The organism is Enterobacter sp. JBIWA003 (genome assembly GCF_019968825.1).
Lineage (GTDB): Bacteria > Pseudomonadota > Gammaproteobacteria > Enterobacterales > Enterobacteriaceae > Enterobacter > Enterobacter quasiroggenkampii.
The window spans coordinates 4,478,283-4,504,593 of the sequence record NZ_CP074170.1 but is presented as its reverse complement, the minus strand read 5'-3'; the positions used below and the strand labels follow the sequence as shown (position 1 = coordinate 4,504,593).

Below are 26,311 nucleotides of genomic sequence, written 5' to 3'. Positions count from 1 at the left end.
TAGGCCGCACGCAGATAAGATAGCAAATCTTAAATGGTTTGTTACATGAATCAGTGAAATGTGTGAAGCATAACGTTTTAATCAAAATTATTAATGTGCTTCAGCAAGTTGCAGAAAAGGATTGTCATGATGAAAAAGATTGGTGTCGTGCTCAGCGGATGTGGTGTTTACGATGGTTCTGAAATACACGAAGCCGTCATTACGCTGCTGGCCCTGGCTAAGCAGGGAGCAGAGGTGATTTGTTTTGCGCCAGACAAAAATCAGGCGGATGTGATTAACCATCTGACCGGTGAACCAATGGCGGAAACCCGTAACGTGCTGATTGAAGCCGCACGTATTGCGCGAGGTGACATCCATCCTCTTATTCAGGCAGACGCCGCAGAGCTTGATGCGCTCATTGTGCCGGGGGGATTTGGCGCGGCCAAAAATCTCAGTACCTTTGCCGCGCAGGGCGCGGAGTGTCAGATCGATCCTCATCTCAAAGCGCTGTCGCAGGCCATGCATGCGGCAGGGAAACCGCTGGGCTTTATCTGTATTGCACCGGCGATGTTGCCTAAGATTTTTGATTTCCCGCTGCGCCTGACCATCGGGACGGATATTGATACTGCGGAGATCGTCGAGGAAATGGGGGGCGAACACGTTCCGTGCCCGGTGGATGACATTGTGGTTGATGAAGATAATAAAATTGTCACCACGCCGGCCTATATGCTGGCGCAGAATATTGCAGAAGCGGCTACGGGAATCGAAAAGCTGGTCGCCCGCGTGCTGGTGCTGGCTGAATGAGTCGTCAATCCGGCGCAGGTGCGTGGGTAAAACGTACTTTATTGCGCATCGTTCTGGTGCTGGCGGTGTTTTGGGGCGGTGGACTCGCCCTGTTCAGCATTATGCCGGTTCCGTTCTCCGCCGTGATGGTTGAGCGTCAGCTCGGTGCGTGGCTCAGCGGTGATTTCGGCTATGTCGCCCATTCTGACTGGGTAAGCATGGACGAGATCTCGCCGTTCATGGGGCTGGCGGTCATCGCAGCGGAGGACCAGAAATTCCCGGAGCACTGGGGATTCGATGTGGCCGCGATTGAGAAGGCACTGGCGCATAACGAACGTCATGAAAACCGCGTGCGTGGCGCGTCAACGTTGTCGCAGCAGACGGCCAAAAATCTGTTTCTTTGGGACGGCCGCAGCTGGGTGCGAAAGGGGCTGGAAGCAGGATTAACCCTGGGCATGGAAACGGTCTGGAGCAAAAAGCGCATTCTGACCGTGTATCTCAACGTTGCCGAGTTTGGCGACGGTGTTTTTGGCGTGGAAGCTGCAGCGCAGCGTTATTTCAATAAGCCAGCCAGCCGTCTGAGCATGTCAGAAGCAGCGCTATTGGCCGCTGTTTTACCGAATCCCATCCGCTTTAAAGCCAGTGCCCCATCAGGGTACGTGCGAAGCCGTCAGGCGTGGATTATGCGCCAGATGCGTCAGTTGGGAGGAGAAGGGTTTATGGAGAGCAACAAACTTATGTAGGGCGGGTAAGCGCAGCGCCACCCGCCTGAAGGGGAGAGACCTTAATCTTCGTCGAACCCCGCGTTAAACAGCGCAATCACCGCCGCCAGCGCTTCCTCTTCCTGAGGGCCGGTGGCTTCGACTTCAATCTGACGCCCTTTGGCGGAATCCAGCATCAGCAGCGCGATCACGCTGTTCGCTTCCGCTTCGGTACCTTCGTCATTCCGCAGCAGAACTTCTGCATCGAAACCCTGCATCAGCTCAAACAGCTTCATCGCCGGGCGCGCATGCATGCCCAGCTTATTGGTGATCTCAACGGTCTGTTTTACGGTCATGTTTTACGTTTTTCCAGCGTGCGATGACGGGACTGAACGTTCTTCCCGCGCGAGCGGAAATAGTCGGCCAGCTGTTCGGCGATATAAACCGAACGATGTTTACCGCCGGTACAGCCAATCGCTACCGTCAGATAGCTACGATTGTTTGTCTCCAGCATAGGTAACCATAGCTCAAGGTAGCTTCGCGTCTGGTAGATAAAATTGTGAACTTCTGTGTGCCTGTCGAGGAAGGCCGCAACGGGTTTATCCAGACCGGTCATGGGACGCAGTTTCGGATCCCAGTGCGGGTTCGGCAGGAAGCGCACGTCGAAAACATAATCCGCATCGATCGGGATACCGTGCTTGAAGCCAAAGGATTCGAACACCATCGTCAGTTCGCGCTCGCGTTTACCCAACAACCGGGTACGCAGCATTTCTGCCAGCTCGTGAACGGACATCTCAGAGGTGTCGACAATCAGGTCGGCACGAGAACGCAGTGGCTCCAGTAGATCGCTCTCTTCATCGATAGCACTCTCCAGAGAGAGGTTCTTACTGGAAAGCGGGTGCAAACGACGGGTATCGCTGTAGCGGCGGATCAGGGTATTACGGTCTGCATCAAGGAACAGCAGCTGCGGCGAGAATGCGTCGGGCAGGTTACTCATGGCCTGTTCGAAGATCTCTGGCGATTCCGGCATGTTACGAACGTCGATACTGACGGCGGCCGAGGTTTGTCTCTCCGCCAGCGTACGGGCCAGTTCGGGCAACAACACGACCGGCAGGTTATCGACGCAGTAAAAACCCATGTCTTCCAGCGCGCGCAGAGCAACGGATTTCCCCGACCCTGAACGGCCACTGACAATCATCAGCACCATGTTCCGTTTCTCCTCAGGACAACAGATGTGAAGGCCATCTCCTGGTTATGCATCATCCTGATTGCCTTCTGCTTCAGTGATAATTTGATAGAGCTCTTCATCACTTTGAGCCGAGCGCAGTCGACGGCAAATGGTTTTGTCAGCCAGACGCTTGGCGACCAGCGACAGCGTATGCAGATGGGTTTTCGTCTGGTCAGCAGGCACCAGCAGCGCGAAGAGGAGATCGACGGGCTGGTTATCAATGGCATCGAAGGCGATCGGTGTTTCAAGCTGCACAAACACACCGACGGCACGCAGGGTATCCTCTTCCAGTTTGCCATGCGGGATCGCGATGCCGTTGCCGATACCGGTACTGCCCATCTTTTCACGGGTCAGAATCGCTTCGAACACCACCTGCGGCGGCAGGCCCAGCTGTTTTGCGGCCAGTTCACTGATGATCTCCAGCGCACGTTTTTTGCTCTGGCAGTGAACCGCACTGCGGGTACATTCCTGGTTAAGGACATTGCTCAGTTGAAGAGCGGAATCGTTGTTCATCATAATTTCACCTAAGCGCTAACTGTACAAATGGCCTGTTGTGTTTCACAACAGGCCGTCCTGCACCCGTTAACTGCCCGGACAATTAGTGTTGTTTCAGTTTATCTTTATGTTTATTGAGCTGTCGCGCAAGCTTATCAATCAAGCCGTCGATAGCAGCGTACATGTCTTGCCCTTCCGCACTGGCATGCAGTTCACCCCCGTTAACATGCAGGGTGGCATCCGAGATATGAGTCACTTTCTCCACTTTCAACACAATATAGACCTGATTGATCCTTTCGAAATACTGCTCGAGTTTTGCAAACTTCGTGTTCACAAAGTCGCGTAAAGCCTCAGTAATTTCGACGTTTTGTCCAGTGATGTTGAGCTGCATAGTGTCTTCCTTATCGGTTGTGTCAGACCAGCTGTTTACGCTGGTTAGACGGCGGAATGGATAAAGACTCTCGATACTTCGCAACAGTACGACGAGCCACCATAATACCCTGATCGGACAGCATGGTGGTTAACTTACTGTCGCTTAGCGGCTTCGCGGGGTTCTCCGCGGCGATCAACTTCTTCACCAGGGCACGAATGGCCGTGGACGACGCTTCGCCGCCGCCCTCGGTATTCACATGGCTGGAGAAGAAATACTTAAGCTCAAAAATACCGCGTGGACTGTGCAGATACTTCTGCGTGGTGACACGGGAAATGGTTGATTCATGCATCTCGACGGCCTGGGCGATATCCGCCAGCACCATCGGTTTCATATACTCTTCACCCTGCTCAAAGAACGCCTGCTGCTGTTCGACAATGCAGCGGCTGACGCGTAGCAGCGTATCATTTCGGCTCTCCAGACTTTTGATCAGCCATCGCGCTTCCTGCAAATTGCTACGAATATATTGATTGTCGGAGTCGTTACGCACGCTGGTGCACATGGAGGCATACTGCTGGTTGATTTGCAGGCGAGGGATACTGTCAGAGTTCAGTTCAACGACCCAGCGACCGTTATTTTTTCTGACCAGCACATCCGGAATCACGTACTCGGGTTCGCTGGTCTGGATCGACTGACCGGGGCGCGGATCGAGCGACTGGATCAGATTCACCGCTTCTTTCAGCACCTCTTCTTTCAGGCGCGTGACGCGCATCAGGGTGCGGAAATCGTGGTTCGCCAGCAGATCAAGATGATCGCTGATGATCACGCGCGCCTCGTCGAGCCATGGCGTCTCTTTGCTGAACTGAGAAAGCTGGATCAGCAGGCAGTCGCGCAGATCTTTTGCGGCTACGCCTACCGGATCGAAACGCTGGATGCGCTTCAGAACAGCTTCAACTTCCTCAAGCTCAATCTCGTCGTCGCCCATGCTTTCCAGAATATCGTCCAGCGTGACGGTCAAATAGCCAGTGTCGTCAACGGCATCGACAATTGACGTGGCAATCGCGCGGTCGGTATCGGAGAAGGGGGTGAGTTCCACCTGCCACATCAGGTAATCCTGCAGCGACTGGGTGGTTTCTCCCTGATAGACCGGTAGCTCATCGTCCTGGTAGTCTGCACGCGTACCGGAAGGGGTGCCGGCGGTGTAGATTTCATCCCAGCTGGCATCCAGCGGAAGCTCGTCGGGCATCTCTTTTTGTTCGAGTGCATCCGCGGTATCGAGCGCTTCTGTATCCTGCGATTGCTGGGTATCTACCTCGTCATGAAGATCGGTTTGTTCCAGCAGGGGGTTGCTGTCCAGCGCCTGCTGGAGCTCCTGCTGAAGTTCTAACGTGGACAGTTGCAACAGGCGAATTGCCTGCTGTAGCTGCGGCGTCATCGCCAGTTGTTGGCTGAGCCTTAATTGCAAACCTTGCTTCATGTTCAGAGCATTTTTCTCCGGTTCGGCGTTACGTTACCTCTACCCTATCAGAGTCTGAAGTCTTCCCCAAGATAGACGCGCTTAACATGATCGTCTTCGAGGATCTGCTGCGGCGTACCGTGGGCGATCAGATTGCCCTGGCTCACAATATAGGCGCGTTCACACACGGCCAGCGTTTCACGCACGTTGTGGTCGGTGATCAGTACGCCAAGCCCGCTGTCGCGCAGGTGTTCAATGATACGTTTGATGTCGATAACGGAGATCGGGTCAACGCCCGCAAACGGTTCATCCAGCAGGATAAATTTCGGGTTTGCGGCCAGCGCACGCGCAATCTCAACACGACGGCGTTCGCCCCCGGAGAGTGCCTGACCGAGGCTGTCGCGCAGATGCTCGATGTGAAACTCTTCCATCAGCTCGTTGGCACGATCCTGACGCTGTTCGTTGGTCAGATCGTTACGAATTTGCAGGACCGCCATCAGGTTGTCGTAAACGCTGAGACGACGGAAAATGGAGGCTTCCTGCGGCAGATAGCCGATCCCGCGACGCGCGCGCGCGTGCAGCGGCAGAAGGCTGATGTCTTCATCGTCAATGATAATGTTGCCGGCATCGCGCGGCACAATACCCACGACCATGTAGAAGGTTGTCGTTTTACCTGCACCGTTCGGGCCAAGCAGCCCCACGATTTCGCCGGAATTAACGGTCAGACTGACATCTTCTACGACACGGCGGCCCTTATAGGCCTTCGCGAGATTTTTTGCAGTTAATGTTGCCATAACGAATTAGTTACTCTTCTTCTGTGCCGGGGCCTGGCCCTTGCCTTTATCCTGCAGTTGCGACGGAACCAGAACGGTGGTGACGCGTTTGCCTTTCTCGCTGGAGGCCTGCATTTTTTGCTCTTTAACCAGATAGGTAATCTGGTCGCCGGTAATGTTGCTGTCCAGCTGTTCCAGATAGGCATTGCCGGTCAGGATGACCAGGTCCTTCGCCAGCTCATAGTGCATGTGCGTGGCGCGGCCTTTCACCGGCTTGCCGTTGTCCTGCATCTGGTAGAAGGTCGCCGGATTACCATAGCCATCGATAATCTCTTTGCCCTGCTCGCCACCCGGACGGGTCACGACCACTTTGTCGGCGTTGATTTTGATGGTGCCCTGGGTCATGACGACGTTACCCGTGAAGGTGACGACGTTACCCTGCATATCGAGAGACTGGGTGTCGGACTCGATATGGATCGGCTGGTCGGTATCGCCCGTTACAGCAAGCGCGGGGAGACTGGTCGCCAGCATCGCGCTGGCGATAATTACTTTAAGGCTGAGTTTGTTTGTTTTGAATTTCATAGGAGGTTCTAACCTTTTCAATCAGCTCGGCGTTCTTGCTGCGTAAGTTCCCGCGCATTCTCAAACCGCTGGAATTAAATGTTGTGCCATACAGTGTGACCAGATCCTGCGACGTCACGTCCTGGGTTACCAGGTTGATCTGGGCATTATCCGTCGTAATTTTTCGCAGTTGCGAGTCGGCGGTCAGGGCGTTGACTTCAACGTGACCATACAGATAAAGCATACGGTCATTTGTCAGTTTTGCCCGATCTGACTTAATTGACCACGTCGGCACTTTGTCCTTATCGAAGGTGGTCATGACAGGCTGGGTAAACCACGAAATACCGTCATCTGAAAAATATTCAACATGCTGGGCAATCAGGCGATAGTTCAGCGCGCCTTCCGGGCTGTAGACCACGGTGTCGCTGTGATCGCTTTTATAGGTTGGATCGTTATTGTTGATCACTTCCGTTTGCGTATCGTCGCGATCGGCAAGGTTCACGCCAATCAATACCAGTGCGACAAGCGAAAGCAAAATGATAATCCAACGTCTGGTTTTACTCATATCGATTGCCCTTTGGCCTCATCAAGCTTGCCCTGCGCCAGCAGAAGCAGATCGCAGACTTCACGGACAGCGCCGCGGCCACCGTTGATGTGGGTAACGTAGTCGGCACGCGGAATCAGCAGCGGATGCGCATCGGCAACGGCGATGCTCAGCCCAACTTCAGCCATCACGGGCCAGTCAATCAGGTCGTCCCCGACGTAGGCCACGTTTTCCGGCGCGATAGCCAGTTTACCCAGTAAATCATTGAACGCCGCCATCTTATCGGATTGGCCCTGATACAGATGGGTAATACCTAAGGTTTCACAGCGGTCTTCTACCAGTTTAGCGTTTCGCCCGGTGATGATCGCCACCTCAATCCCCGAGGTGAGCGCACAGCGGATACCGTAGCCATCGCGAACGTTAAACGCCTTCAACTCTTCACCATTATTGCCCATGTAAATCAGGCCGTCGGAGAGGACCCCATCCACATCCAGGATCAGCAGACGAATGTTTTCCGCCTTTGCCATCATCTGTGTACTGACCGGCCCATAACAGGTTGCAAGGGATGCACCCGCATTACTCATTGTCTTATCCTTCATTACACTACGCCTGCGCGCAGCAGATCATGCATATGTACCACACCCAGCAACTGGTCGCCATCGGCAACCATAACGGAGGTGATATGGCGGGACTGCATCAGGTTCAGCACGTCCACGGCCAGCGTACCCGGACGGACGCGGATACCGCCGGGCGTCATTACATCGGCAATACCGAGCGTGCGGACATCGACACCCATATCGAACACGCGACGCAGGTCGCCATCGGTGAAGATCCCCTGAATTTTCATCAGATCGTCGCACACGACCGTCATCCCCAGATTCTTGCGGGTGATTTCCAGCAGCGCATCACGCAGGGAGGCTTCTTTACTGACGTGAGGGATCTCATCCCCGGTGTGCATAATATCGTTTACCCGCAGCAGGAGCTTGCGCCCGAGCGCGCCGCCCGGGTGGGACAGCGCGAAATCTTCCGGCGTAAAGCCACGGGCTTCCAGCAGCGCCACGGCAAGCGCATCGCCCATAACCAGTGCCGCGGTGGTGCTGGAGGTCGGCGCCAGGCCGAGTGGACAGGCCTCCTTGGGAACCTTCACGCACAGGTGAATATCGGCTGCGCGCGCCATGCTGCTTTCCGGACGGCTGGTCATGCAAATCAGCGGCACCTGCAGTCGCTTCAGTACCGGGATCAGCGCCAGGATTTCATTGGACTCACCGGAGTTGGAGAGTGCGATGACGATATCCTGCGGCGTGACCATACCCAGGTCCCCGTGCGCGGCTTCCCCCGGGTGGACAAAGAAGGACGAGGTGCCGGTACTGGCAAAGGTTGCCGCCATTTTGCGTCCAATGTGGCCGGACTTGCCCATCCCCATCACCACGACTTTGCCGGCACAGTAGAATATCTTCTCACATGCCAGACTAAAATCCTGATTTATGTACTGATCTAACTGCGCCAGACCTTCACGTTCAATCTCCAGAACGTCTTTGCCTGCTTTCTGAAAGTCAAAACCCGGCTGCAATTCTATTTGCGACATAATGCGTTTCCGTTTACCCAGAGAGAAGAGGCGAGAGCCAGTACAGCATCGCCATCCATACGATAAATCCACCCGTCAGCAGCGCGCCTGCGCCTTTACCGATCTGTCGTTGCCGCCGCCAGCAGAGCAGGGCAAAAATCACGCTGACCAGCAACATCACGCCGTAATCACGTGAGAACGCCAGGGGATTAAAGGGCCCTGGCGAAATCAGGGCCGGCAGGCCCATCACAATGGCGATATTAAAAATGTTAGAGCCGATGATATTACCAATGGCAATGTCATCCTCACCTTTACGGGCCCCCGCAATGGCGGTGGCCAGCTCCGGCAGGCTGGTGCCGATGGCAATCACCGTCAGGCCAATGGTCAGCTCGCTGATGGCAAAATAGTTCGCCAGCACCGTCGCATTATCCACGACCATGCGCGTTGCCATCGGCATGATGATCAGCGCGACGCCCAGCCAGAGCAGGGCAACAGGCAGCGTGCCTTCTCGTGGAAGCTCGGCGACCTGCTCACGCGTGAGGCTATCCTGACCCTGCTTTTCAGCCTGACGGGCGATTTTAACACTATACAGCAGCCAAATAACGGCCAGCGCCAGCAAGAAAATGCCGTCGCTGTAGCTCAGTACGCCATCGTAAAATACGCACCCTGCCAGCAGGCTTACGAGTAACATTAGCGGCAATTCACGGCGCAGAACATCAGAATGCACGCGAAATGGATGGAGCAGCGCGGCCAGGCCCAAAATCAATAAAATATTGACGATGTTAGAGCCAATCGCGGTGCCGACTGCCAGGTCTACCTGGCCATGCAGCGATGCCGAGACAGAGACGATGATTTCAGGAAGTGACGTTCCTACGCTGACCACGGTCATCCCGATGACGACAGGCGGTACGCCACTCAGGCGACACAGGATAGATGCAGCAAACACTAAACGGTCAGCACTGTAGACCACCAACAGTAAACCAATTATTAACAGTGCTGTTGCTAAAAGCATCAAAAGTCCTTTCTTCAGGTATACTCGTCGGTCCATTGCTCGGGAATGGCTGGACTGCATACAGTCTGAGGCGTAACGAATTCCTAATTTTGACTTTATGCGCCGGAAAAGTAAAACAAATGCCAGCTTTCGCTAACCTCTACGGTTATTATTCTGTAAAAATGCTGAGTTTAGGGCTGATTCAGGCTACATGCCTTAACGTGAGCAGGATAAGAAAGGAACCATAAATGAGCCAAACCATGGCGAATTTAGTCGATGTCCGCGGGGTGAGTTTTTCTCGCGCCAACAGATTGATATTTGATGATATTTCGTTGACCGTGCCGCGTGGCAAGATCACTGCCATCATGGGGCCGTCCGGGATCGGTAAAACGACCCTGCTTCGCCTTATTGGCGGGCAGATCCCACCGGATAGCGGTGAGATCCTCTTTGATGGCGAAAACATCCCGGAGATGTCACGCTCGCGCCTGTATACTGTTCGCAAACGCATGAGCATGCTCTTTCAGTCGGGTGCCTTGTTCACCGACATGAACGTCTTTGATAACGTGGCCTATCCGCTGCGCGAGCATACCAGCCTGCCGCCTGCGCTGCTGAAAAGCACGGTGATGATGAAGCTTGAAGCCGTCGGGCTGCGGGGCGCCGCGAAACTGATGCCTTCGGAGTTGTCCGGCGGGATGGCGCGTCGTGCCGCGCTGGCGCGCGCCATCGCACTAGAACCTGATTTAATCATGTTCGACGAACCGTTTGTCGGGCAGGATCCCATCACGATGGGCGTGCTGGTGAAGCTCATCTCTGAACTGAATAGCGCGCTTGGCGTCACCTGCATTGTGGTGTCTCACGATGTACCTGAAGTGCTGAGCATTGCCGATTACGCCTACATCGTAGCGGACAAAAAGATCGTCGCACATGGTAGCGCCCAGGCGCTGCAGGAAAATTGCGATCCACGCGTGCGGCAGTTCCTTGACGGTATTGCCGATGGCCCTGTGCCGTTCCGCTACCCGGCGGGCGACTATCGTGACGATTTACTGGGAATAGGGAGTTAAGCCACTCATGCTGTTAAATGCGTTGGCCGCTCTCGGACACCGTGGCATAAAAACCATCAGGACGTTCGGGCGTGCCGGATTGATGTTATTCAACGCGCTGGTCGGCAAGCCGGAATTCCGTAAGCACGCGCCGCTATTGGTGCGGCAGCTTTATAATGTCGGCGTGCTGTCGATGCTCATCATCATTGTCTCCGGTCTGTTTATCGGGATGGTGCTGGGTCTGCAAGGCTACCTGGTGCTGACTACCTACAGTGCGGAAACCAGCCTCGGGATGCTGGTGGCGCTCTCGCTGCTGCGTGAACTGGGGCCCGTTGTGGCGGCGCTGTTGTTCGCCGGGCGCGCGGGGTCAGCCTTAACCGCTGAAATTGGCCTGATGCGCGCGACCGAGCAGCTCTCCAGCATGGAGATGATGGCGGTCGATCCGCTGCGTCGCGTGATCTCGCCGCGTTTCTGGGCGGGGGTTATCTCTTTACCGCTGCTGACGATACTGTTTGTCGCCGTGGGTATCTGGGGCGGTTCGCTGGTTGGCGTGCACTGGAAAGGCATTGACGCCGGTTTCTTCTGGTCTGCCATGCAGGACGCCATTGACCTGCGAATGGATCTGGTTAACTGCCTGATTAAGAGCGTGGTATTTGCCATTACGGTTACCTGGATTGCATTGTTTAATGGTTACGATGCGATTCCGACGTCGGCGGGCATTAGCCGCGCTACTACACGTACAGTCGTTCATTCGTCGCTGGCCGTACTGGGTCTGGATTTTGTGCTCACCGCACTGATGTTTGGGAATTGAGTTCATGCAAACGAGAAAAAATGAAATTTGGGTCGGTGTATTCCTGCTGCTGGCGCTGCTGGCCGCGTTGTTTATCTGCCTGAGAGCGGCAGATATCACGTCTGTACGCACCGAGCCGACGTATCGCATCTATGCCACCTTCGATAACATCGGCGGGCTGAAGGCGCGTTCACCGGTCCGTATTGGCGGCGTGGTGATCGGCCGCGTATCTGACATTACGCTGGATGAAAAGACCTATCTGCCGCGCGTCGCGATGGATATCGAAGAGCGTTACAACCACATTCCGGACACCAGCTCCCTGTCTATCCGGACTTCCGGTCTGCTGGGCGAACAATATCTGGCGCTTAACGTCGGTTTTGAAGACCCCGAGCTGGGAACGACTATCCTTAAGGACGGGAGCGTGATCCAGGACACCAAGTCCGCCATGGTGCTGGAAGATATGATTGGTCAGTTCCTTTACAACAGTAAAGGGGATGATAAAAAGTCTGACAATGCCCCTGCGCAGAGTGAAGACCATACCAATGCCGCGCCGACCCCAGGTGCTGCGAATTAATATCAGGAGAAGTCATTCATGTTTAAACGACTGTTAATGGTTGCCATGCTGGTCATCGCCCCTCTCACCGCGGTGCACGCGGCGGATCAGAGTAACCCGTACAAACTGATGGACGAGGCCGCGAAGAAAACCTTCGATCGTCTTAAAAACGAGCAGCCTAAGATTCGTGCTAATCCTGATTACCTGCGTGACGTGGTTGACCAGGAGCTGCTGCCGTATGTGCAGATCAAATATGCAGGAGCGCTGGTGCTGGGCCGCTATTACAAAGACGCGACCCCGGCGCAGCGTGAGGCCTATTTTGCCGCTTTCCGTGAATACCTGAAGCAGGCTTATGGTCAGGCGCTGGCGATGTACCACGGTCAGACCTATCAGATCGCCCCGGAGCAGCCGCTGGGTGATGCGACCATCGTCCCTATTCGCGTAACGATCAACGATCCTAACGGCCGTCCGCCGGTGCGTCTGGATTTCCAGTGGCGTAAAAACAGCCAGACCGGCCATTGGCAGGCGTATGACATGATCGCCGAAGGCGTAAGCATGATCACCACCAAACAGAACGAGTGGAGCGACCTGCTGCGCACCAAGGGGATTGATGGCCTGACCGCGCAGCTGCAGTCCATTGCTCGTCAGAAAATCACGCTGGACGAGAAGAAGTAATGTCACAGCAACTCAGCTGGTCGCGTGAAGGTGAGACATTAAAGCTGTCCGGTGAGCTGGATCAGGATCTGCTGAACCCCTTATGGGATAAACGCCATGAGGCCATGCAGGGCGTGACGCTCATTGACTTAACTGACGTCACGCGGGTGGATACGGCAGGCGTTGCGCTGCTTGCCCATCTGGTTGCGGTAGGGAAAAAGCAGGGGGCGAGCGTCACGCTTCGCGGCGCGAGCGAGAATGTCGTGACCCTTGCGCAGCTCTACAATCTCCCTCAGGACGTATTGCCTCGTTAATATTTTCAGTGCGTTACTTCCGAAAGCCCTGACAGTTTCATCGTCGGGGCTTTTTGCTTGTTTAAGACGACGCCACTTTGCTCTAAGATGTTGGGCTTGTTTTCACTATCAGATGATTAAGAACCCATGGAAAATCATGAAATCCAGACAGTGCTGATGAATGCACTCTCCCTTCAGGAAGCCCACGTCACTGGCGATGGCAGTCACTTCCAGGTTATTGCTGTGGGTGAGATGTTCGACGGTATGAGCCGTGTGAAGAAACAGCAGGCTGTGTACGCGCCGCTGATGGAATATATTGCGGATAACCGCATCCACGCCCTGTCGATTAAAGCGTTCACCCCGCAAGAGTGGGCACGCGATCGCAAACTAAACGGTTTTTGAGCTGAGGGCGACAGGCCCGCAGCACGGTTGAATTTATAAGAGAGCACACAATGGATAAATTTCGTGTACAGGGGCCAACGCGTCTCCAGGGCGAAGTCACAATTTCTGGCGCGAAAAACGCCGCGCTGCCCATCCTCTTTGCTGCGCTGCTCGCGGAAGAGCCGGTAGAGATTCAGAACGTACCGAAGCTGAAAGATATCGACACCACCATGAAGCTGCTCACCCAGTTGGGCACGAAAGTCGAGCGTAACGGTTCCGTCTGGATCGATGCCAGCAAGGTAAACAACTTCTCTGCGCCTTACGATCTGGTGAAAACCATGCGTGCTTCCATCTGGGCGCTTGGCCCGCTGGTGGCGCGTTTCGGTCAGGGTCAGGTTTCGCTGCCGGGCGGCTGCGCCATCGGTGCGCGTCCAGTTGACCTGCACATCTTTGGTCTGGAAAAACTGGGCGCAGAGATCAAGCTGGAAGAAGGCTACGTTAAAGCGTCCGTCAATGGTCGTCTGAAAGGCGCGCACATTGTTATGGACAAAGTGAGCGTAGGCGCAACGGTAACCATTATGTCTGCGGCAACGCTGGCAGAAGGGACCACTATCATCGAAAACGCCGCGCGTGAACCGGAAATTGTGGATACCGCTAACTTCCTCGTGGCACTGGGCGCGAAGATCTCCGGTCAGGGTACCGACCGTATCACCATCGAAGGCGTTGAGCGTCTGGGCGGGGGTGTCTATCGCGTACTGCCGGACCGTATCGAAACCGGTACCTTCCTGGTCGCTGCCGCGATCTCTGGCGGGAAGATTGTTTGTCGCAACGCACAGCCTGATACGCTGGATGCGGTGCTGGCGAAACTGCGTGATGCGGGAGCGGATATCGAAATCGGTGAAGACTGGATCAGCCTCGATATGCATGGACAGCGTCCAAAAGCGGTCAATGTGCGTACGGCGCCACACCCGGCGTTCCCAACGGACATGCAGGCGCAGTTCACCTTGTTGAACCTGGTCGCCGAAGGGACTGGCTTCATCACTGAAACCATTTTCGAGAACCGCTTTATGCACGTACCGGAGCTGATCCGTATGGGTGCACGTGCTGAGATCGAAAGTAATACCGTGATTTGCCATGGCGTTGAGACACTGTCCGGCGCTCAGGTGATGGCAACCGATCTGCGTGCGTCTGCCAGCCTGGTGTTGGCGGGTTGTATCGCGGAAGGTACAACGATCGTGGATCGTATTTATCACATCGATCGTGGCTATGAGCGTATCGAAGATAAACTGCGCGCGCTGGGTGCCAATATCGAGCGTGTGAAGGGCGAGTAATCGTTCCGGCAGCCCCCTGCCAGACATGACCGGGGGGTTGCTGTTCCTGTCAAAAAACGCGTTATTCCTGCGGTTCTTTTTTTACTTTTCTCTGGCGAATCATGCGCGATCTGTCGATAAATTCATGGGTAACGGGATCGTGGTAGCGCGAAGGCCAAATCACCCACGGATGCGTATCCAGCGCCGTCGCGATAATTAATTCTCCTTTTGGCCAGGGGCGGGTGAGGGCGTTTGCCAGAGTTGAAGAACTCAGTCCATGGCGGCGGGACTCTGCTGCCAGTGAAGTGCCTCTTTTGCGCAGTGCGGCAATAATATCAGCCGTGTGCCAGTCGATAAATTTCGTATCCATAACGCCGTCCTTAAGTTCGGATTCACCTACGCCGTTTCTTCTGAAACGACGGGTTTACTATACCCATTTCGAACTCTTGTTCTAAAAAGTTCGCGTTACTTGAAGGAATATTCAGAATAAGACACGGCTTTATTCATGCGGTCTCTAAACCGATGAATTTACGTGAATGCGGAATTTACGGGTGTGTACTGGAATCTCCCCGCCAGGAACGCGGGGAGAGAAAGCAAGATTAACGGTCGCGCTGAACGGCGATGTGGGCAAGGCCAATCAGTGCCTCGCGCCATGGGCTGTCGGGAATGACCTGGAGTGCTTCGATGGCTTTGTCGGCTTCTTCTTCCGCACGCTGACGCGTCCATTCCAGCGAGCCGCAGATCGCCATGGTTTCCAGCACGGGTTCCAGAAGATGGCGGCCATTTCCCTGCTCAATCGCTTCACGGATCATTTTCGCCTGATCGGCCGTTCCGTTACGCATGGCGTGGAGCAGCGGCAGGGTCGGTTTGCCTTCGTTCAGGTCATCGCCAACGTTTTTGCCGAGCGTTTCGCCGTCCGCACTGTAGTCCAGCAGATCGTCAATCAGCTGGAAGGCTGTGCCCAGATAGCGGCCATAGTCCTGCAGGCCTTTTTCCTGTGCTTCGGTACAGCCAGCCAAAATGCCGGAACACTGGGCCGCCGCTTCAAACAGACGCGCGGTTTTGCTGTAGATGACGCGCATGTAGTTTTCTTCGGTGATGTCCGGGTCGTTGACGTTCATCAGTTGCAGCACTTCGCCTTCAGCAATGACGTTTACGGCTTCGGACATCACCTCCAGCACTTTCAGGGAACCCAGGCTGGTCATCATCTGGAAGGCGCGGGTATAGATAAAATCCCCCACCAGGACGCTGGCGGCGTTCCCGAACGCGGCGTTAGCCGTGGCTTTACCACGACGCATATCCGATTCATCCACCACATCGTCGTGCAGAAGCGTCGCCGTGTGGATAAATTCGATGAGCGCTGCGATAGTGATGTGAGCATTTCCCTGATAGCCAACGGCTCTGGCAGCCAGAATGGCAATCATCGGACGAATGCGTTTACCGCCGCCGCTGACAATGTAATAGCCCAACTGATTGATCAGCTGAACGTCAGAGTTGAGTTGCTCCAGGATTGCTGCATTCACACCCGCCATATCTTGCGCGGTTAACTCGTTGATTTTTTCTAAATTCATCGCAAAAGCCGGGCTTTTTATCCTGTTGATCCCATCTTCAATGGGGTAACGAAGGGTTTCGGTTTATCAATAGTAGTGCTGATTGTACTGAAAAAACGGCTCAGATAAACGTTACCGTACGTGTTGTGTTTTTTTTCTTCATGTATTGACGGTAGCACTTGTCAAAGGCTCGCGTTTTGCGTAATATTCGCGCCCTATTGTGAATATTTATAGCGCACTCTGATTCATACGAGGACGTGCGCGGAAGCGGAGTTTATATGTACGCGGTTTTCCAAAGTGGTGGTAAACAACACCGAGTAAGCGAAGGTCAGACCGTTCGCCTGGAAAAGCTGGACATCGCAACTGGCGAATCTGTTGAGTTCGCGGAAGTTCTGATGATCGCAAACGGTGAAGAAGTCAAAATCGGCGTTCCTTTCGTTGATGGCGGCGTTATCAAAGCTGAAGTTGTTGCACACGGTCGTGGCGAGAAAGTTAAAATCGTTAAGTTTCGTCGTCGTAAGCACTACCGTAAGCAGCAGGGCCACCGTCAGTGGTTCACTGATGTGAAAATTACTGGCATCAGCGCCTAAGACCTGAGGAGAGATTTAAATGGCACATAAAAAGGCTGGCGGCTCCACACGTAACGGTCGCGATTCAGAAGCTAAACGCCTGGGCGTTAAGCGTTTCGGTGGCGAATCCGTTCTGGCGGGTAGCATCATCGTTCGTCAACGTGGTACCAAATTCCACGCTGGCAACAACGTAGGTTGCGGTCGTGACCACACTCTGTTTGCTAAAGCAGACGGTAAAGTGAAATTTGAAGTTAAAGGCCCGAACAACCGTAAATACATCAGCATCGTTGCTGAGTAAGGTTTTCTCGGTCCGGTAACGGATTAAAGCCCCGCACCCTGTTGCGGGGCTTTTTACATTGGAAACCCGGTAATTTTTTCTGTAGGGAAAACGGGCATGAAGCAGCAGGCCGGCATAGGAATTCTTTTGGCGCTCACAACCGCAATGTGCTGGGGTGCGCTGCCAATTGCAATGAAGCAGGTACTGGAAGTGATGGAGCCGCCTACGGTGGTCTTTTATCGCTTTCTGATGGCAAGCATCGGCCTCGGGGCGATTCTGGCCGTCAAAGGTAAGCTTCCACCCTTGCGGCTCTTCCGTAAACCGCGCTGGCTGGTGCTGCTGGCTATCGCGACGGGTGGTCTGTTCGGTAACTTCATCCTGTTCAGCTCTTCCCTGCAATATCTCAGCCCCACGGCGTCGCAGGTGATTGGTCAGCTTTCGCCGGTGGGCATGATGGTCGCCAGCGTCTTTATCCTCAAGGAGAAGATGCGCGGTACGCAGATTATCGGGGCCAGCATGCTGTTGTGCGGTCTGGTGATGTTCTTTAACACCAGTCTGATCGAGATTTTTACCCGCCTGACGGATTACACATGGGGTGTCATTTTCGGTGTGGGGGCAGCAACGGTCTGGGTGAGCTATGGCGTCGCGCAAAAGGTGTTATTGCGTCGGCTTGCCTCACAGCAGATCCTCTTTTTGCTGTACACTTTGTGTACAATAGCATTACTGCCATTAGCGAAGCCGGGCGTAATTACCCAGCTTAGCGACTGGCAACTGGCGTGCCTCATTTTTTGTGGGCTGAACACGCTGGTCGGTTATGGCGCGCTGGCCGAGGCGATGGCGCGCTGGCAGGCAGCACAGGTGAGCGCGTTGATCACGCTTACCCCGCTGTTTACGCTGTTATTTTCAGATTTGTTATCAATGGCCTGGCCCGATGTCTTCGTCAGACCGATGCTCAACCTGTTGGGTTATCTCGGTGCGTTTGTCGTGGTTGCGGGCGCGATGTATTCCGCCATTGGTCATCGTCTCTGGGGACGTTGGCGCAAAAATGAAGCGGTTGTAGTAGTCCCCCGCTCAGGCGAATGAGTTACGGAGAGTAAAATGAAGTTTGTTGATGAAGCGACGATCCTGGTCGTGGCTGGTGATGGCGGCAACGGTTGCGTGAGCTTCCGCCGTGAAAAGTATATCCCTCGTGGCGGTCCTGATGGCGGCGACGGTGGGGATGGTGGTGACGTGTGGCTGGAGGCGGATGAGAACCTCAACACGCTGATCGACTACCGTTTCGAAAAATCCTTCCGCGCTGAACGTGGTCAGAACGGCCAGAGCCGTGACTGTACCGGGAAACGCGGTAAAGACGTCACCATTAAAGTGCCGGTCGGTACGCGTGTGATTGACCAGGGGACGGGTGAAACCATGGGTGATATGACCAAACACGGTCAGCGCCTGATGGTGGCGAAAGGCGGCTGGCACGGTCTGGGTAACAGCCGTTTCAAATCTTCCGTTAACCGTACGCCGCGTCAGAAAACGATGGGTACGCCGGGCGATAAGCGCGACCTGCAGCTGGAGCTGATGCTTCTGGCTGACGTGGGCATGCTGGGTATGCCAAACGCAGGCAAATCGACGTTTATTCGCGCCGTCTCTGCAGCCAAGCCAAAAGTGGCGGACTATCCGTTTACCACGCTGGTACCAAGCCTGGGCGTTGTCCGTATGGATAACGAGAAGAGCTTTGTGGTTGCCGATATTCCGGGTCTGATTGAAGGCGCCGCGGAAGGGGCGGGTCTGGGTATTCGCTTCCTGAAACACCTTGAGCGCTGCCGCGTGCTGCTGCACCTTATCGATATCGATCCTATCGACGGTTCCGATCCGGTTGAAAACGCCCGCATCATCGTTAGCGAGCTGGAGAAATACAGCGAAAAACTGGCGAATAAACCACGCTGGCTGGTCTTTAACAAGATCGACCTGATGGACAAAGCCGAAGCGGAAGCAAAAGCAAAAGCCATTGCTGAAGCGATGGGTTGGGAAGATAAATACTACCTGATCTCTGCGGCAAGCCAGGTCGGCGTGAAAGATCTGTGCTGGGATGTGATGACCTTCATCATTGAGAACCCAATTGTTCAGGCGGAAGAAGTCAAACAGCCTGAAAAAGTCGAATTCATGTGGGATGACTACCACCGCCAGCAGCTCGAAGAGCTGGAAGCGGAAGAAGACGATGAAGACTGGGACGATGACTGGGATGAAGACGACGAAGAAGGCGTCGAGTTCATCTACAAGCACTAATTGCTGTTCAAAGCCCCCGTTATGGGGGCTTTTTTATTCCAGCGTTGCGGGCAGCCAGCAACTGGCGATTAAACCGCCTTCAGCGCCATTCTCAAGCGTCAGCCTGCCGTGGTGGAGCTGGACGATGCGCTGCACGATGCTCAGGCCCAGACCGCTGCCTCCGTAGCGCTGGTCAAGACGGCGGAATGGCTCGGTAATGGACTGCCGGTGCGCTTCATCAATCCCCGGGCCCTGATCGATAACGCTGATCTGCGTCCCGCCGTCGACCTCGGTTAATGTCACTGTAATCGTTGTCCCTGCCGGGCTGTAGCGCCCGGCATTCTCCAGCAGGTTGCGCAGCATCAGGCGCAGGAGAACGGCGTCTCCCTGAACCGTGAGCGCGCTTTTAGCGGGCCAAATCACCGTATGCTCTTTGGCTTCATGCCCAAGGCCGAGAGGTTCGATGATATTTTCCGTCCAGCTCACGGTTTCGTAGTGGCCGCTCGCCATTGCCTGTCCGGCACGGGCCAGCATCAGCAGCTGTTCGACGGTATGCATGAGCTGATCGATACGGCTAACCAGCGTGGCGGCCTGAGGCGCACCTGACTGCGACATCAGCTCCAGATGGAGCCGGATACCGGCCAGAGGCGTTCTCAGTTCGTGTGCGGCGTCTGCGGTGAAGAGACGCTCCTGTTGAATGGTGCTATCCAGCCGGGCCAGCAGCTGGTTCAGGGAGGTCGTCACCGCGCCAATTTCTTCCATGTCGGAATACATAGGAAGCGGGGTTAAGTTATCGGCTGAGCGGTTAGCGAGGCTGTCGCGGAGCTTATTCAGCGGCCGGGTTATCCAGGTGACGGCCCAGAAGGAGAAGAACAGGGTAAAACCGACCATCACCAGGGAAGGGACCAGCAGCGAGGCAATCGCTTCGCGGATCTCTTTCTCAACGTGATTATTGCGCGCTTTCGCTGACAGCGTTTCGTTGACCAGAAAACCAATCTGTTCACGGCTTTCATGCCACAGCCAGATGACGCTTATCAGCTGGAAAAATAACAGAATGACCGCCAGCAGCACCATCAAACGCCGACGCATGCTGTTCATTTCTGGCTCTCCAGACGGTAGCCGACGCCGCGAACGGTTTTGATCCTGTCTTTGCCGAGCTTACGCCGCAGGTTATGAATATGGACCTCAAGGGTATTGGACCCGGGATCGTCCTGCCAGGAGTAGATATCCTGCTGGAGCGTTTCTCGGTGTACCGTTTGCCCGCTGCGCATAATCAGACGCGTAAGCAAGGCGAACTCTTTTGGCGTCACCTCTACGGCCTGATCCTGACGCAGCACCTGCTGGGTTTGCAAATTCAGCGTTATATCGCCGTCGGTCAGTAAGTTATCACTATGGCCCTGATAGCGGCGAATCAACGCTCGTACCCGAGCCTGCAGCTCCGCGAGCGCAAAAGGCTTCACCAGGTAATCGTCTGCGCCTGCATCGAGGCCGGTGATACGGTCTTCAATGGCATCACGTGCCGTCAGGATCAATACCGGGTTGGCGATGCCGCGACGTCGCCACTGGCTGAGCAGCGTGGCGCCGTCTTTATCCGGCAAGCCCAAATCGAGGATCACCAGGCTGTATTCGCCGCTCTGGATCAGGGCATCCGCCTCTGCTGCGGTGCCTGCACAGTCGAGAGCATACCCTTCATTGGCCAGCCCCAGCGCCAGCCCTTCCTGCAATAACAGATCGTCTTCAACTATAAGTAGTTTCATCGCTAGTTATTCTGGTAGATGTCCTTATAAAGCCTGCTTTCGAAGCGAACCAGTGGAATACGACGATTGCGCTGGTCGGTCGGTTCGACGGCATAGCCGGAAAGATACTGCACGAATGCCATGCGCTGTCCGCTGGCGGTAGTGATGAAGCCTGCAAGGTTATAAACCCCCTGCAGTGAGCCTGTTTTCGCGGAGACTTTGCCATCCACGCCCGCGGCGTGAAGCCCTGCGCGGTACTGCAGTGAACCGTCATGCCCGGCCAGCGGCAGCATTGAAATAAAGTTTAGCTCAGTGTCATGTTGTGCAATGTACTGAAGCACCTGCATCATCGTGGCCGGAGAGATCAAATTATGGCGCGATAGTCCGGAGCCATCGACGGCGATGGTATTACCCAGATCGATCCCCGCCTGCTGGCGCAGGATCTGCCGAACCGCGTCTGAACCCGCGCGCCAGGTTCCCGGCACGCCGAAACGGGCGTGACCAATCATGCGGAACACCGTATCGGCAATCATGTTGTCCGACTTTTTCAGCATTATTCGCAGTAAATCGTGCAGCGGCGCAGACTGTTTGCTGGCGATGACCGTGCCGGGCTGGTTGACCTGCGTCTGACGAAGCAGGGTGCCGGAATAGGTTATTCCCGCTTGTTTCAGCTCATCTTTCAGAATGGCGCCTGCATAGCTTGCGCCATCCTGTATCGCAAAAGCCAGCGGCAACGGATCGGCGCGCTGCGTCAGGCAGCCGGTCAGCGTGAAGCGGTTAAGATCGCCTGGCACCACATCCAGTTCGCAATACTGTGCATCAGGAGAGCCCTTGGCCAGCGTGCGGACCTGACTAAACATGGTGACCGGGTAGTAGGACGCTATGCGGATAAACGCTAAATCATCCGGCTTTGGCGCACTGTAAAGCGAAACCGAGAAGCAGTTGCGGTCAACAATCGCGGCGGCGGGCGGGGCGCTAAAGCACTGCGTCATGTCGTTCCACGGCCAGCCCGGGGCTTTATCGTGGCTGGCAAAGATGGAGGTATCGATCAGCACATTGCCGTCAATTTTCTGCACGCCGGTTTTTTTCAGCACCGCAACCATATTGCGGATATCCTGGCGTTTAAAGGTCGGATCGCCGCCAAAACGGGCGATAAGATCGCCTTTTAGTTCGCCACCCTCGACGTTACCTTTGGTTTCAAGGGTGGTAGTAAAACGGAAGTCAGGCCCGAGCTGGAGCAGGGCGGCGAGGGCGGTGATCACCTTTTGGGTACTGGCAGGCAGCGCCATCTGTTGACTGTGATAGTCAATCTCGGGAGCCTGTGCGCCAACCTTCTGCACCATCAGGGCGAGGTTCGCGCCTGCGGGAAGCTGATTAATGTACTCATCAACATTCGCGGCCTGAGCGGTGAACGTTATACTGGTAGTCAATCCGATGATAAAACTGGAAAATCGCATAATCTCGCGCTAACAACCCGAAAACAAACCGTCATACTACGGTGCATGGCACTGCAAAGTAAACGATGACCCATAGTGAACTTCGCGGTAAAATGCGTATCAAATTGAAAAATTGCTGCTGACCTGGGGCATCGCTCCCGGGTCGGTTTTCTTTTTGCTTCTTGCCCGCTTAAAGGGGGGCAGGAGCAGGGAACACTGCTCCCAACAGGAATGTTTAAGAGGTATAACAAATGCAAGCTATTCCGATGACCTTACGTGGTGCCGAAAAACTGCGCGAAGAGCTGGATTTCCTGAAATCCGTGCGTCGTCCTGAAATCATCGCCGCTATCGCGGATGCGCGCGAGCATGGCGACCTGAAAGAGAATGCTGAATACCACGCCGCGCGTGAGCAGCAGGGCTTCTGTGAAGGGCGTATTAAAGATATCGAAGCAAAGCTGTCCAATGCGCAGGTTATCGATATCACTAAGATGCCAAATAATGGCCGTGTGATCTTTGGTTCTACCGTTACCGTGCTGAACCTGGACAACGACGAAGAGCAGACCTATCGCATCGTGGGTGATGATGAAGCTGACTTCAAACAGAACCTGATTTCGGTGAACTCGCCGATTGCTCGCGGCCTGATTGGCAAAGAGCAGGACGATGTTGTCACCATCCGCACCCCTGGTGGTGAAGTAGAATACGAAATTATTAAGGTTGAATACCTGTAATTCGCTTCTCGACTAAGATGTTGATACATTGTAAAGAAAAGAAAAAGGCCGCGTAGCGGCCTTTTATCAACTCAAGGAGCATGGCATTTTGCTCGCCTGCTGACAGAAATCCCTCGTTTCACACAGAAAATGTGTTTAATTCAGGATATCCTTAACGTGGCAGCGAGATTTTACGCTCTTTAGACGGGCGGTAGAGCACCAGCGTTTTACCGATGACCTGTACATTACAGGCGCCGGTTTCGCGCACGATGGCTTCCACGATCAGGTTTTTAGTGTCTCTGTCTTCAGAGGCGATTTTCACCTTGATCAGCTCGTGGTGTTCCAGCGCTTGTTCAATCTCGGCAAGCACCCCTTCGGTCAAACCATTGTTGCCAAGCATCACTACAGGCTTGAGCGGATGTGCCAGACCTTTAAGGTGCTGTTTTTGTTTAGTACTCAGATTCATCGTATATTTTTGCTTACGTTGGGATTGAAAACGGTTCATTCTACCGCCATCTCCCTTATATCGCCAAATAGCTGCGTAGAAATTTACGTCACAGGCAAGCAACGATGAACCAGGACGGAAATGTTAAATGACAGGTAAAAAGCGTTCTGCCAGCTCCAGCCGCTGGCTCCAGGAACACTTTAGCGATAAATATGTTCAACAGGCACAGAAAAAGGGGTTGCGTTCCCGTGCCTGGTTTAAACTTGATGAAATACAGCAAAGTGACAAACTTTTTAAGCCGGGGATGACGGTTGTTGACCTCGGGGCGGCACCTGGCGGATGGTCCCAGTATGCGGTAACGCAGATCGGCGGAACGGGCCGAATCATCGCGTGCGATCTTTTACCAATGGATCCCATCGTCGGTGTCGACTTCCTTCAGGGCGACTTTCGTGATGAATTAGTGCTGAAAGCGTTACTTGATCGTGTAGGTGACAGTAAGGTCCAGGTTGTCATGTCAGATATGGCACCAAATATGTGCGGAACACCGGCGGTGGATATCCCCCGCGCCATGTATCTGGTGGAGCTAGCGTTAGAAATGTGTCGTGATGTACTAGCGCCTGGTGGTAGTTTTGTTGTGAAGGTGTTTCAGGGCGAAGGTTTCGAGGAGTATCTTAAGGAAATTCGCTCCCTGTTTGCGAAGGTCAAAGTTCGTAAGCCGGACTCTTCCCGGGCCCGTTCCCGTGAAGTGTATATTGTAGCGACCGGGCGAAAATGATAACCGGGAGATTTCAGACGAAAGTTTGAATGAAACTGGATATAGAGTATCCTGACGCTGTTTTTAACACAGTTGTAATATGAGGTTAATCCCTTGAGTGACATGGCGAAAAACCTAATACTCTGGCTGGTCATTGCCGTTGTGCTGATGTCAGTATTCCAGAGCTTTGGGCCCAGCGAGTCGAATGGCCGCAAGGTGGATTATTCTACCTTCCTGCAGGAGGTCAATCAGGACCAGGTTCGCGAAGCGCGTATCAACGGACGTGAGATCAACGTTACCAAGAAAGATAGTAACCGTTACACGACTTACATCCCGGTGAACGATCCTAAGCTGCTTGATAACCTTCTGACTAAAAACGTCAAGGTGGTAGGTGAACCGCCAGAAGAACAAAGCCTGCTGGCTACTATCTTCATTTCCTGGTTCCCGATGCTGCTTCTTATCGGCGTCTGGATCTTCTTTATGCGCCAGATGCAGGGCGGCGGTGGCAAAGGTGCCATGTCGTTCGGTAAGAGCAAGGCGCGTATGTTGACGGAAGATCAGATCAAGACCACTTTTGCGGACGTTGCCGGGTGTGACGAAGCGAAAGAAGAGGTCGGTGAACTGGTTGAATACCTGCGTGAGCCGAGCCGTTTCCAGAAACTGGGCGGTAAAATCCCGAAAGGCGTGCTGATGGTTGGCCCTCCGGGTACCGGTAAAACCCTGCTGGCGAAAGCCATCGCGGGTGAAGCGAAGGTGCCGTTCTTTACTATTTCAGGTTCTGACTTCGTCGAAATGTTCGTGGGTGTTGGTGCATCTCGTGTGCGTGACATGTTCGAGCAGGCCAAGAAGGCAGCACCGTGCATTATCTTCATCGATGAAATCGACGCCGTAGGCCGCCAGCGTGGCGCAGGCCTGGGTGGTGGTCACGATGAACGTGAACAGACGCTGAACCAGATGCTGGTTGAGATGGACGGCTTCGAAGGTAACGAAGGTATCATCGTTATCGCGGCGACTAACCGTCCGGACGTTCTTGACCCGGCGCTGCTGCGTCCAGGCCGTTTCGACCGTCAGGTTGTTGTCGGTCTGCCGGATGTTCGCGGTCGTGAACAGATTCTGAAAGTTCACATGCGTCGCGTACCGCTGGCACCCGACATCGACGCGGCAATCATTGCGCGCGGTACTCCGGGCTTCTCCGGTGCGGATCTCGCTAACCTGGTCAACGAAGCTGCACTGTTTGCCGCTCGTGGTAACAAGCGCGTCGTGTCGATGGTGGAGTTCGAGAAAGCGAAAGACAAGATCATGATGGGTGCGGAACGTCGCTCCATGGTGATGACGGAAGCGCAGAAAGAGTCCACGGCTTACCACGAAGCCGGTCACGCGATTATTGGTCGTCTGGTGCCGGAACATGATCCGGTGCATAAAGTGACGATTATTCCGCGCGGTCGTGCGCTGGGTGTGACCTTCTTCCTGCCTGAAGGCGACGCGATCAGCGCCAGCCGTCAGAAGCTGGAAAGCCAGATCTCAACCCTGTACGGCGGTCGTCTGGCCGAAGAGATTATCTACGGTCCGGAACATGTTTCTACCGGTGCGTCGAACGACATTAAAGTGGCGACAAACCTGGCGCGTAACATGGTGACTCAGTGGGGCTTCTCCGACAAACTCGGTCCACTGCTCTATGCAGAGGAAGAAGGCGAAGTGTTCCTGGGCCGCTCCGTGGCAAAAGCGAAACATATGTCCGATGAAACAGCTCGTATCATCGACCAGGAAGTGAAAGCGCTGATTGAACGTAACTACGGTCGCGCGCGTCAGATCCTGAATGACAACATGGACATTCTGCATTCCATGAAAGATGCGCTCATGAAATATGAGACCATCGATGCACCGCAGATTGACGACCTGATGGCGCGCCGCGAAGTGCGTCCGCCAGCAGGCTGGGAAGACCCAGGCGCTTCCAATAACTCTGACAACAATGGCACCCCGCGTGCGCCGCGTCCGGTTGATGAACCGCGTACGCCAAACCCGGGCAACACCATGTCAGAACAGTTGGGCGATAAGTAAGTCACTGCTGTTGAAGCGTTTGTCTGTAACTCAAACCCTGGAGCTTGCTCCGGGGTTTTT

The 26,311-nt window shown here is 54.5% G+C and carries 33 protein-coding genes; 16 read left to right on the top strand and 17 right to left on the bottom strand.

Annotation, left to right across the window (positions count from 1 at the left end):
• Positions 1-129 precede the first annotated feature (129 nt).
• Positions 130-783 (top strand): isoprenoid biosynthesis glyoxalase ElbB, encoded by a 654-nt coding sequence (elbB, locus tag KGP25_RS21880; protein WP_048029292.1) that lies wholly within the window; start codon positions 130-132, stop codon positions 781-783.
• Positions 780-1,505: a monofunctional biosynthetic peptidoglycan transglycosylase gene (gene mtgA, locus KGP25_RS21875; RefSeq protein ID WP_048225123.1), complete on the top strand. Its 726-nt coding sequence runs from the start codon at positions 780-782 to the stop codon at positions 1,503-1,505. The genes elbB and mtgA overlap by 4 nt, the downstream gene beginning before the upstream one ends.
• Before the next feature lie 41 nt (positions 1,506-1,546).
• On the opposite strand, the gene npr is transcribed toward mtgA, so the two are convergent.
• From npr to KGP25_RS21820, 11 genes are all read right to left on the bottom strand, one after another.
• Positions 1,547-1,819 carry a PTS phosphocarrier protein NPr gene (gene npr / locus KGP25_RS21870; RefSeq protein ID WP_003861872.1) on the bottom strand — a complete coding sequence of 91 codons (273 nt, stop codon included), beginning with the start codon at positions 1,817-1,819 and terminating at the stop codon, positions 1,547-1,549.
• Positions 1,816-2,670: an RNase adapter RapZ gene (gene rapZ, locus KGP25_RS21865; RefSeq protein WP_045910110.1), complete on the bottom strand. Its 855-nt coding sequence runs from the start codon at positions 2,668-2,670 to the stop codon at positions 1,816-1,818. The genes npr and rapZ overlap by 4 nt, the downstream gene beginning before the upstream one ends.
• Positions 2,671-2,715: 45 nt before the next feature.
• Positions 2,716-3,207, bottom strand: a complete 492-nt coding sequence (gene ptsN / locus KGP25_RS21860) for a PTS IIA-like nitrogen regulatory protein PtsN (protein WP_008501443.1) — start codon at positions 3,205-3,207, stop codon at positions 2,716-2,718.
• Positions 3,208-3,289: 82 nt separating this feature from the next.
• Positions 3,290-3,577 carry a ribosome hibernation promoting factor gene (gene hpf / locus KGP25_RS21855; protein ID WP_013098943.1) on the bottom strand — a complete coding sequence of 96 codons (288 nt, stop codon included), beginning with the start codon at positions 3,575-3,577 and terminating at the stop codon, positions 3,290-3,292.
• 22 nt (positions 3,578-3,599) lie between these two features.
• On the bottom strand, positions 3,600-5,033 hold the full coding sequence (gene rpoN, locus KGP25_RS21850; RefSeq protein WP_045910109.1) for an RNA polymerase factor sigma-54: 1,434 nt from the start codon (positions 5,031-5,033) through the stop codon (positions 3,600-3,602).
• Between the two features lie 47 nt (positions 5,034-5,080).
• The gene (gene lptB / locus KGP25_RS21845) at positions 5,081-5,806 is read right to left on the bottom strand and encodes an LPS export ABC transporter ATP-binding protein (protein WP_008501446.1); all 726 of its coding nucleotides are present in this window, start codon (positions 5,804-5,806) and stop codon (positions 5,081-5,083) included.
• Positions 5,807-5,812: 6 nt separating this feature from the next.
• A complete protein-coding gene (gene lptA / locus KGP25_RS21840) occupies positions 5,813-6,367 on the bottom strand; it encodes a lipopolysaccharide ABC transporter substrate-binding protein LptA (RefSeq protein WP_020883526.1) in 555 nt (184 codons plus the stop codon).
• Positions 6,336-6,911, bottom strand: a complete 576-nt coding sequence (gene lptC / locus KGP25_RS21835; protein ID WP_024906353.1) for an LPS export ABC transporter periplasmic protein LptC — start codon at positions 6,909-6,911, stop codon at positions 6,336-6,338. Before lptC ends, lptA begins: the two co-directional genes overlap by 32 nt.
• Positions 6,908-7,474, bottom strand: coding sequence for a 3-deoxy-manno-octulosonate-8-phosphatase KdsC (kdsC, locus tag KGP25_RS21830; protein WP_008501449.1), 567 nt, complete (start codon positions 7,472-7,474; stop codon positions 6,908-6,910). The genes lptC and kdsC overlap by 4 nt, the downstream gene beginning before the upstream one ends.
• A 14-nt stretch (positions 7,475-7,488) precedes the next feature.
• Complete coding sequence (gene kdsD / locus KGP25_RS21825) at positions 7,489-8,475, bottom strand: arabinose-5-phosphate isomerase KdsD (RefSeq protein ID WP_008501450.1); 987 nt, start codon at positions 8,473-8,475, stop codon at positions 7,489-7,491.
• A 13-nt stretch (positions 8,476-8,488) separates the two neighbouring features.
• Complete coding sequence (locus KGP25_RS21820) at positions 8,489-9,466, bottom strand: calcium/sodium antiporter (RefSeq protein ID WP_045334591.1); 978 nt, start codon at positions 9,464-9,466, stop codon at positions 8,489-8,491.
• Positions 9,467-9,693: 227 nt separating this feature from the next.
• Between KGP25_RS21820 and mlaF the strand changes: the two genes are divergently transcribed.
• The 7 genes from mlaF to murA all read left to right on the top strand — a co-directional run bounded on the left by mlaF (position 9,694) and on the right by murA (position 14,487).
• Entirely contained in the window at positions 9,694-10,506 is an 813-nt protein-coding gene (gene mlaF / locus KGP25_RS21815; RefSeq protein WP_008501452.1) for a phospholipid ABC transporter ATP-binding protein MlaF, read from the top strand.
• A 7-nt stretch (positions 10,507-10,513) separates the two neighbouring features.
• Positions 10,514-11,296 (top strand): lipid asymmetry maintenance ABC transporter permease subunit MlaE, encoded by a 783-nt coding sequence (gene mlaE, locus KGP25_RS21810; RefSeq protein ID WP_010436044.1) that lies wholly within the window; start codon positions 10,514-10,516, stop codon positions 11,294-11,296.
• A 4-nt stretch (positions 11,297-11,300) separates the two neighbouring features.
• Positions 11,301-11,849, top strand: a complete 549-nt coding sequence (gene mlaD, locus KGP25_RS21805; RefSeq protein WP_008501455.1) for an outer membrane lipid asymmetry maintenance protein MlaD — start codon at positions 11,301-11,303, stop codon at positions 11,847-11,849.
• Between the two features lie 18 nt (positions 11,850-11,867).
• Positions 11,868-12,503, top strand: a complete 636-nt coding sequence (gene mlaC / locus KGP25_RS21800; protein WP_045910107.1) for a phospholipid-binding protein MlaC — start codon at positions 11,868-11,870, stop codon at positions 12,501-12,503.
• Positions 12,503-12,796 (top strand): lipid asymmetry maintenance protein MlaB, encoded by a 294-nt coding sequence (gene mlaB / locus KGP25_RS21795; RefSeq protein ID WP_048028841.1) that lies wholly within the window; start codon positions 12,503-12,505, stop codon positions 12,794-12,796. The genes mlaC and mlaB overlap by 1 nt, the downstream gene beginning before the upstream one ends.
• Before the next feature lie 126 nt (positions 12,797-12,922).
• Positions 12,923-13,177, top strand: coding sequence for a BolA family iron metabolism protein IbaG (gene ibaG / locus KGP25_RS21790; RefSeq protein WP_008501458.1), 255 nt, complete (start codon positions 12,923-12,925; stop codon positions 13,175-13,177).
• A gap of 50 nt (positions 13,178-13,227) precedes the next feature.
• Positions 13,228-14,487 carry a UDP-N-acetylglucosamine 1-carboxyvinyltransferase gene (gene murA / locus KGP25_RS21785; RefSeq protein WP_045910105.1) on the top strand — a complete coding sequence of 420 codons (1,260 nt, stop codon included), beginning with the start codon at positions 13,228-13,230 and terminating at the stop codon, positions 14,485-14,487.
• A gap of 61 nt (positions 14,488-14,548) precedes the next feature.
• On the opposite strand, the gene sfsB is transcribed toward murA, so the two are convergent.
• Positions 14,549-14,836, bottom strand: a complete 288-nt coding sequence (sfsB, locus tag KGP25_RS21780) for a DNA-binding transcriptional regulator SfsB (protein ID WP_048028843.1) — start codon at positions 14,834-14,836, stop codon at positions 14,549-14,551.
• Between the two features lie 229 nt (positions 14,837-15,065).
• Positions 15,066-16,037: an octaprenyl diphosphate synthase gene (gene ispB, locus KGP25_RS21775; protein WP_008501461.1), complete on the bottom strand. Its 972-nt coding sequence runs from the start codon at positions 16,035-16,037 to the stop codon at positions 15,066-15,068.
• Positions 16,038-16,294: 257 nt separating this feature from the next.
• On the opposite strand from ispB, the gene rplU reads away from it, so the two are divergent.
• The 4 genes from rplU (at position 16,295) to cgtA (ending at position 19,136) form a co-directional block, all read left to right on the top strand.
• Positions 16,295-16,606, top strand: coding sequence for a 50S ribosomal protein L21 (rplU, locus tag KGP25_RS21770; RefSeq protein WP_003025032.1), 312 nt, complete (start codon positions 16,295-16,297; stop codon positions 16,604-16,606).
• 19 nt (positions 16,607-16,625) lie between these two features.
• Positions 16,626-16,883, top strand: a complete 258-nt coding sequence (gene rpmA, locus KGP25_RS21765) for a 50S ribosomal protein L27 (RefSeq protein WP_004385076.1) — start codon at positions 16,626-16,628, stop codon at positions 16,881-16,883.
• Between the two features lie 96 nt (positions 16,884-16,979).
• Positions 16,980-17,945: a DMT family transporter gene (locus KGP25_RS21760; protein ID WP_014833443.1), complete on the top strand. Its 966-nt coding sequence runs from the start codon at positions 16,980-16,982 to the stop codon at positions 17,943-17,945.
• 15 nt (positions 17,946-17,960) lie between these two features.
• Positions 17,961-19,136 carry an Obg family GTPase CgtA gene (cgtA, locus tag KGP25_RS21755; protein WP_111967957.1) on the top strand — a complete coding sequence of 392 codons (1,176 nt, stop codon included), beginning with the start codon at positions 17,961-17,963 and terminating at the stop codon, positions 19,134-19,136.
• A 33-nt stretch (positions 19,137-19,169) separates the two neighbouring features.
• Here cgtA and pmrB read toward each other — a convergent pair whose 3' ends face one another.
• The 3 genes from pmrB to dacB are packed head-to-tail and all read right to left on the bottom strand — an operon-like array spanning position 19,170 to position 22,308.
• Positions 19,170-20,213 carry a two-component system sensor histidine kinase PmrB gene (pmrB, locus tag KGP25_RS21750; protein ID WP_223539620.1) on the bottom strand — a complete coding sequence of 348 codons (1,044 nt, stop codon included), beginning with the start codon at positions 20,211-20,213 and terminating at the stop codon, positions 19,170-19,172.
• On the bottom strand, positions 20,210-20,872 hold the full coding sequence (pmrA, locus tag KGP25_RS21745; RefSeq protein WP_024906362.1) for a two-component system response regulator PmrA: 663 nt from the start codon (positions 20,870-20,872) through the stop codon (positions 20,210-20,212). The genes pmrB and pmrA overlap by 4 nt, the downstream gene beginning before the upstream one ends.
• A 2-nt stretch (positions 20,873-20,874) precedes the next feature.
• A complete protein-coding gene (gene dacB / locus KGP25_RS21740) occupies positions 20,875-22,308 on the bottom strand; it encodes a serine-type D-Ala-D-Ala carboxypeptidase (protein ID WP_021242259.1) in 1,434 nt (477 codons plus the stop codon).
• Between the two features lie 230 nt (positions 22,309-22,538).
• Between dacB and greA the strand changes: the two genes are divergently transcribed.
• Positions 22,539-23,015 carry a transcription elongation factor GreA gene (gene greA / locus KGP25_RS21735; protein ID WP_014171793.1) on the top strand — a complete coding sequence of 159 codons (477 nt, stop codon included), beginning with the start codon at positions 22,539-22,541 and terminating at the stop codon, positions 23,013-23,015.
• A 151-nt stretch (positions 23,016-23,166) separates the two neighbouring features.
• Here greA and yhbY read toward each other — a convergent pair whose 3' ends face one another.
• Complete coding sequence (gene yhbY, locus KGP25_RS21730) at positions 23,167-23,460, bottom strand: ribosome assembly RNA-binding protein YhbY (RefSeq protein ID WP_003861814.1); 294 nt, start codon at positions 23,458-23,460, stop codon at positions 23,167-23,169.
• 127 nt (positions 23,461-23,587) lie between these two features.
• Between yhbY and rlmE the strand changes: the two genes are divergently transcribed.
• Positions 23,588-24,214 carry a 23S rRNA (uridine(2552)-2'-O)-methyltransferase RlmE gene (rlmE, locus tag KGP25_RS21725; protein WP_003861812.1) on the top strand — a complete coding sequence of 209 codons (627 nt, stop codon included), beginning with the start codon at positions 23,588-23,590 and terminating at the stop codon, positions 24,212-24,214.
• A 102-nt stretch (positions 24,215-24,316) separates the two neighbouring features.
• Entirely contained in the window at positions 24,317-26,251 is a 1,935-nt protein-coding gene (ftsH, locus tag KGP25_RS21720) for an ATP-dependent zinc metalloprotease FtsH (protein ID WP_032622921.1), read from the top strand.
• Positions 26,252-26,311: the final 60 nt, after the last annotated feature.

What these genes read in the sequence shown, in the direction of transcription:
- elbB (WP_048029292.1), top strand. Translation starts at nt 130, where the DNA reads ATGAAAAAGATTGGTGTCGTGCTCAGCGGATGTGGTGTTTACGATGGT.
- mtgA (WP_048225123.1), top strand. Translation starts at nt 780, where the DNA reads ATGAGTCGTCAATCCGGCGCAGGTGCGTGGGTAAAACGTACTTTATTG.
- npr (WP_003861872.1), bottom strand. Translation starts at nt 1,819, where the DNA reads ATGACCGTAAAACAGACCGTTGAGATCACCAATAAGCTGGGCATGCAT.
- rapZ (WP_045910110.1), bottom strand. Translation starts at nt 2,670, where the DNA reads ATGGTGCTGATGATTGTCAGTGGCCGTTCAGGGTCGGGGAAATCCGTT.
- ptsN (WP_008501443.1), bottom strand. Translation starts at nt 3,207, where the DNA reads ATGATGAACAACGATTCCGCTCTTCAACTGAGCAATGTCCTTAACCAG.
- hpf (WP_013098943.1), bottom strand. Translation starts at nt 3,577, where the DNA reads ATGCAGCTCAACATCACTGGACAAAACGTCGAAATTACTGAGGCTTTA.
- rpoN (WP_045910109.1), bottom strand. Translation starts at nt 5,033, where the DNA reads ATGAAGCAAGGTTTGCAATTAAGGCTCAGCCAACAACTGGCGATGACG.
- lptB (WP_008501446.1), bottom strand. Translation starts at nt 5,806, where the DNA reads ATGGCAACATTAACTGCAAAAAATCTCGCGAAGGCCTATAAGGGCCGC.
- lptA (WP_020883526.1), bottom strand. Translation starts at nt 6,367, where the DNA reads ATGAAATTCAAAACAAACAAACTCAGCCTTAAAGTAATTATCGCCAGC.
- lptC (WP_024906353.1), bottom strand. Translation starts at nt 6,911, where the DNA reads ATGAGTAAAACCAGACGTTGGATTATCATTTTGCTTTCGCTTGTCGCA.
- kdsC (WP_008501449.1), bottom strand. Translation starts at nt 7,474, where the DNA reads ATGAGTAATGCGGGTGCATCCCTTGCAACCTGTTATGGGCCGGTCAGT.
- kdsD (WP_008501450.1), bottom strand. Translation starts at nt 8,475, where the DNA reads ATGTCGCAAATAGAATTGCAGCCGGGTTTTGACTTTCAGAAAGCAGGC.
- KGP25_RS21820 (WP_045334591.1), bottom strand. Translation starts at nt 9,466, where the DNA reads ATGCTTTTAGCAACAGCACTGTTAATAATTGGTTTACTGTTGGTGGTC.
- mlaF (WP_008501452.1), top strand. Translation starts at nt 9,694, where the DNA reads ATGAGCCAAACCATGGCGAATTTAGTCGATGTCCGCGGGGTGAGTTTT.
- mlaE (WP_010436044.1), top strand. Translation starts at nt 10,514, where the DNA reads ATGCTGTTAAATGCGTTGGCCGCTCTCGGACACCGTGGCATAAAAACC.
- mlaD (WP_008501455.1), top strand. Translation starts at nt 11,301, where the DNA reads ATGCAAACGAGAAAAAATGAAATTTGGGTCGGTGTATTCCTGCTGCTG.
- mlaC (WP_045910107.1), top strand. Translation starts at nt 11,868, where the DNA reads ATGTTTAAACGACTGTTAATGGTTGCCATGCTGGTCATCGCCCCTCTC.
- mlaB (WP_048028841.1), top strand. Translation starts at nt 12,503, where the DNA reads ATGTCACAGCAACTCAGCTGGTCGCGTGAAGGTGAGACATTAAAGCTG.
- ibaG (WP_008501458.1), top strand. Translation starts at nt 12,923, where the DNA reads ATGGAAAATCATGAAATCCAGACAGTGCTGATGAATGCACTCTCCCTT.
- murA (WP_045910105.1), top strand. Translation starts at nt 13,228, where the DNA reads ATGGATAAATTTCGTGTACAGGGGCCAACGCGTCTCCAGGGCGAAGTC.
- sfsB (WP_048028843.1), bottom strand. Translation starts at nt 14,836, where the DNA reads ATGGATACGAAATTTATCGACTGGCACACGGCTGATATTATTGCCGCA.
- ispB (WP_008501461.1), bottom strand. Translation starts at nt 16,037, where the DNA reads ATGAATTTAGAAAAAATCAACGAGTTAACCGCGCAAGATATGGCGGGT.
- rplU (WP_003025032.1), top strand. Translation starts at nt 16,295, where the DNA reads ATGTACGCGGTTTTCCAAAGTGGTGGTAAACAACACCGAGTAAGCGAA.
- rpmA (WP_004385076.1), top strand. Translation starts at nt 16,626, where the DNA reads ATGGCACATAAAAAGGCTGGCGGCTCCACACGTAACGGTCGCGATTCA.
- KGP25_RS21760 (WP_014833443.1), top strand. Translation starts at nt 16,980, where the DNA reads ATGAAGCAGCAGGCCGGCATAGGAATTCTTTTGGCGCTCACAACCGCA.
- cgtA (WP_111967957.1), top strand. Translation starts at nt 17,961, where the DNA reads ATGAAGTTTGTTGATGAAGCGACGATCCTGGTCGTGGCTGGTGATGGC.
- pmrB (WP_223539620.1), bottom strand. Translation starts at nt 20,213, where the DNA reads ATGAACAGCATGCGTCGGCGTTTGATGGTGCTGCTGGCGGTCATTCTG.
- pmrA (WP_024906362.1), bottom strand. Translation starts at nt 20,872, where the DNA reads ATGAAACTACTTATAGTTGAAGACGATCTGTTATTGCAGGAAGGGCTG.
- dacB (WP_021242259.1), bottom strand. Translation starts at nt 22,308, where the DNA reads ATGCGATTTTCCAGTTTTATCATCGGATTGACTACCAGTATAACGTTC.
- greA (WP_014171793.1), top strand. Translation starts at nt 22,539, where the DNA reads ATGCAAGCTATTCCGATGACCTTACGTGGTGCCGAAAAACTGCGCGAA.
- yhbY (WP_003861814.1), bottom strand. Translation starts at nt 23,460, where the DNA reads ATGAATCTGAGTACTAAACAAAAACAGCACCTTAAAGGTCTGGCACAT.
- rlmE (WP_003861812.1), top strand. Translation starts at nt 23,588, where the DNA reads ATGACAGGTAAAAAGCGTTCTGCCAGCTCCAGCCGCTGGCTCCAGGAA.
- ftsH (WP_032622921.1), top strand. Translation starts at nt 24,317, where the DNA reads ATGGCGAAAAACCTAATACTCTGGCTGGTCATTGCCGTTGTGCTGATG.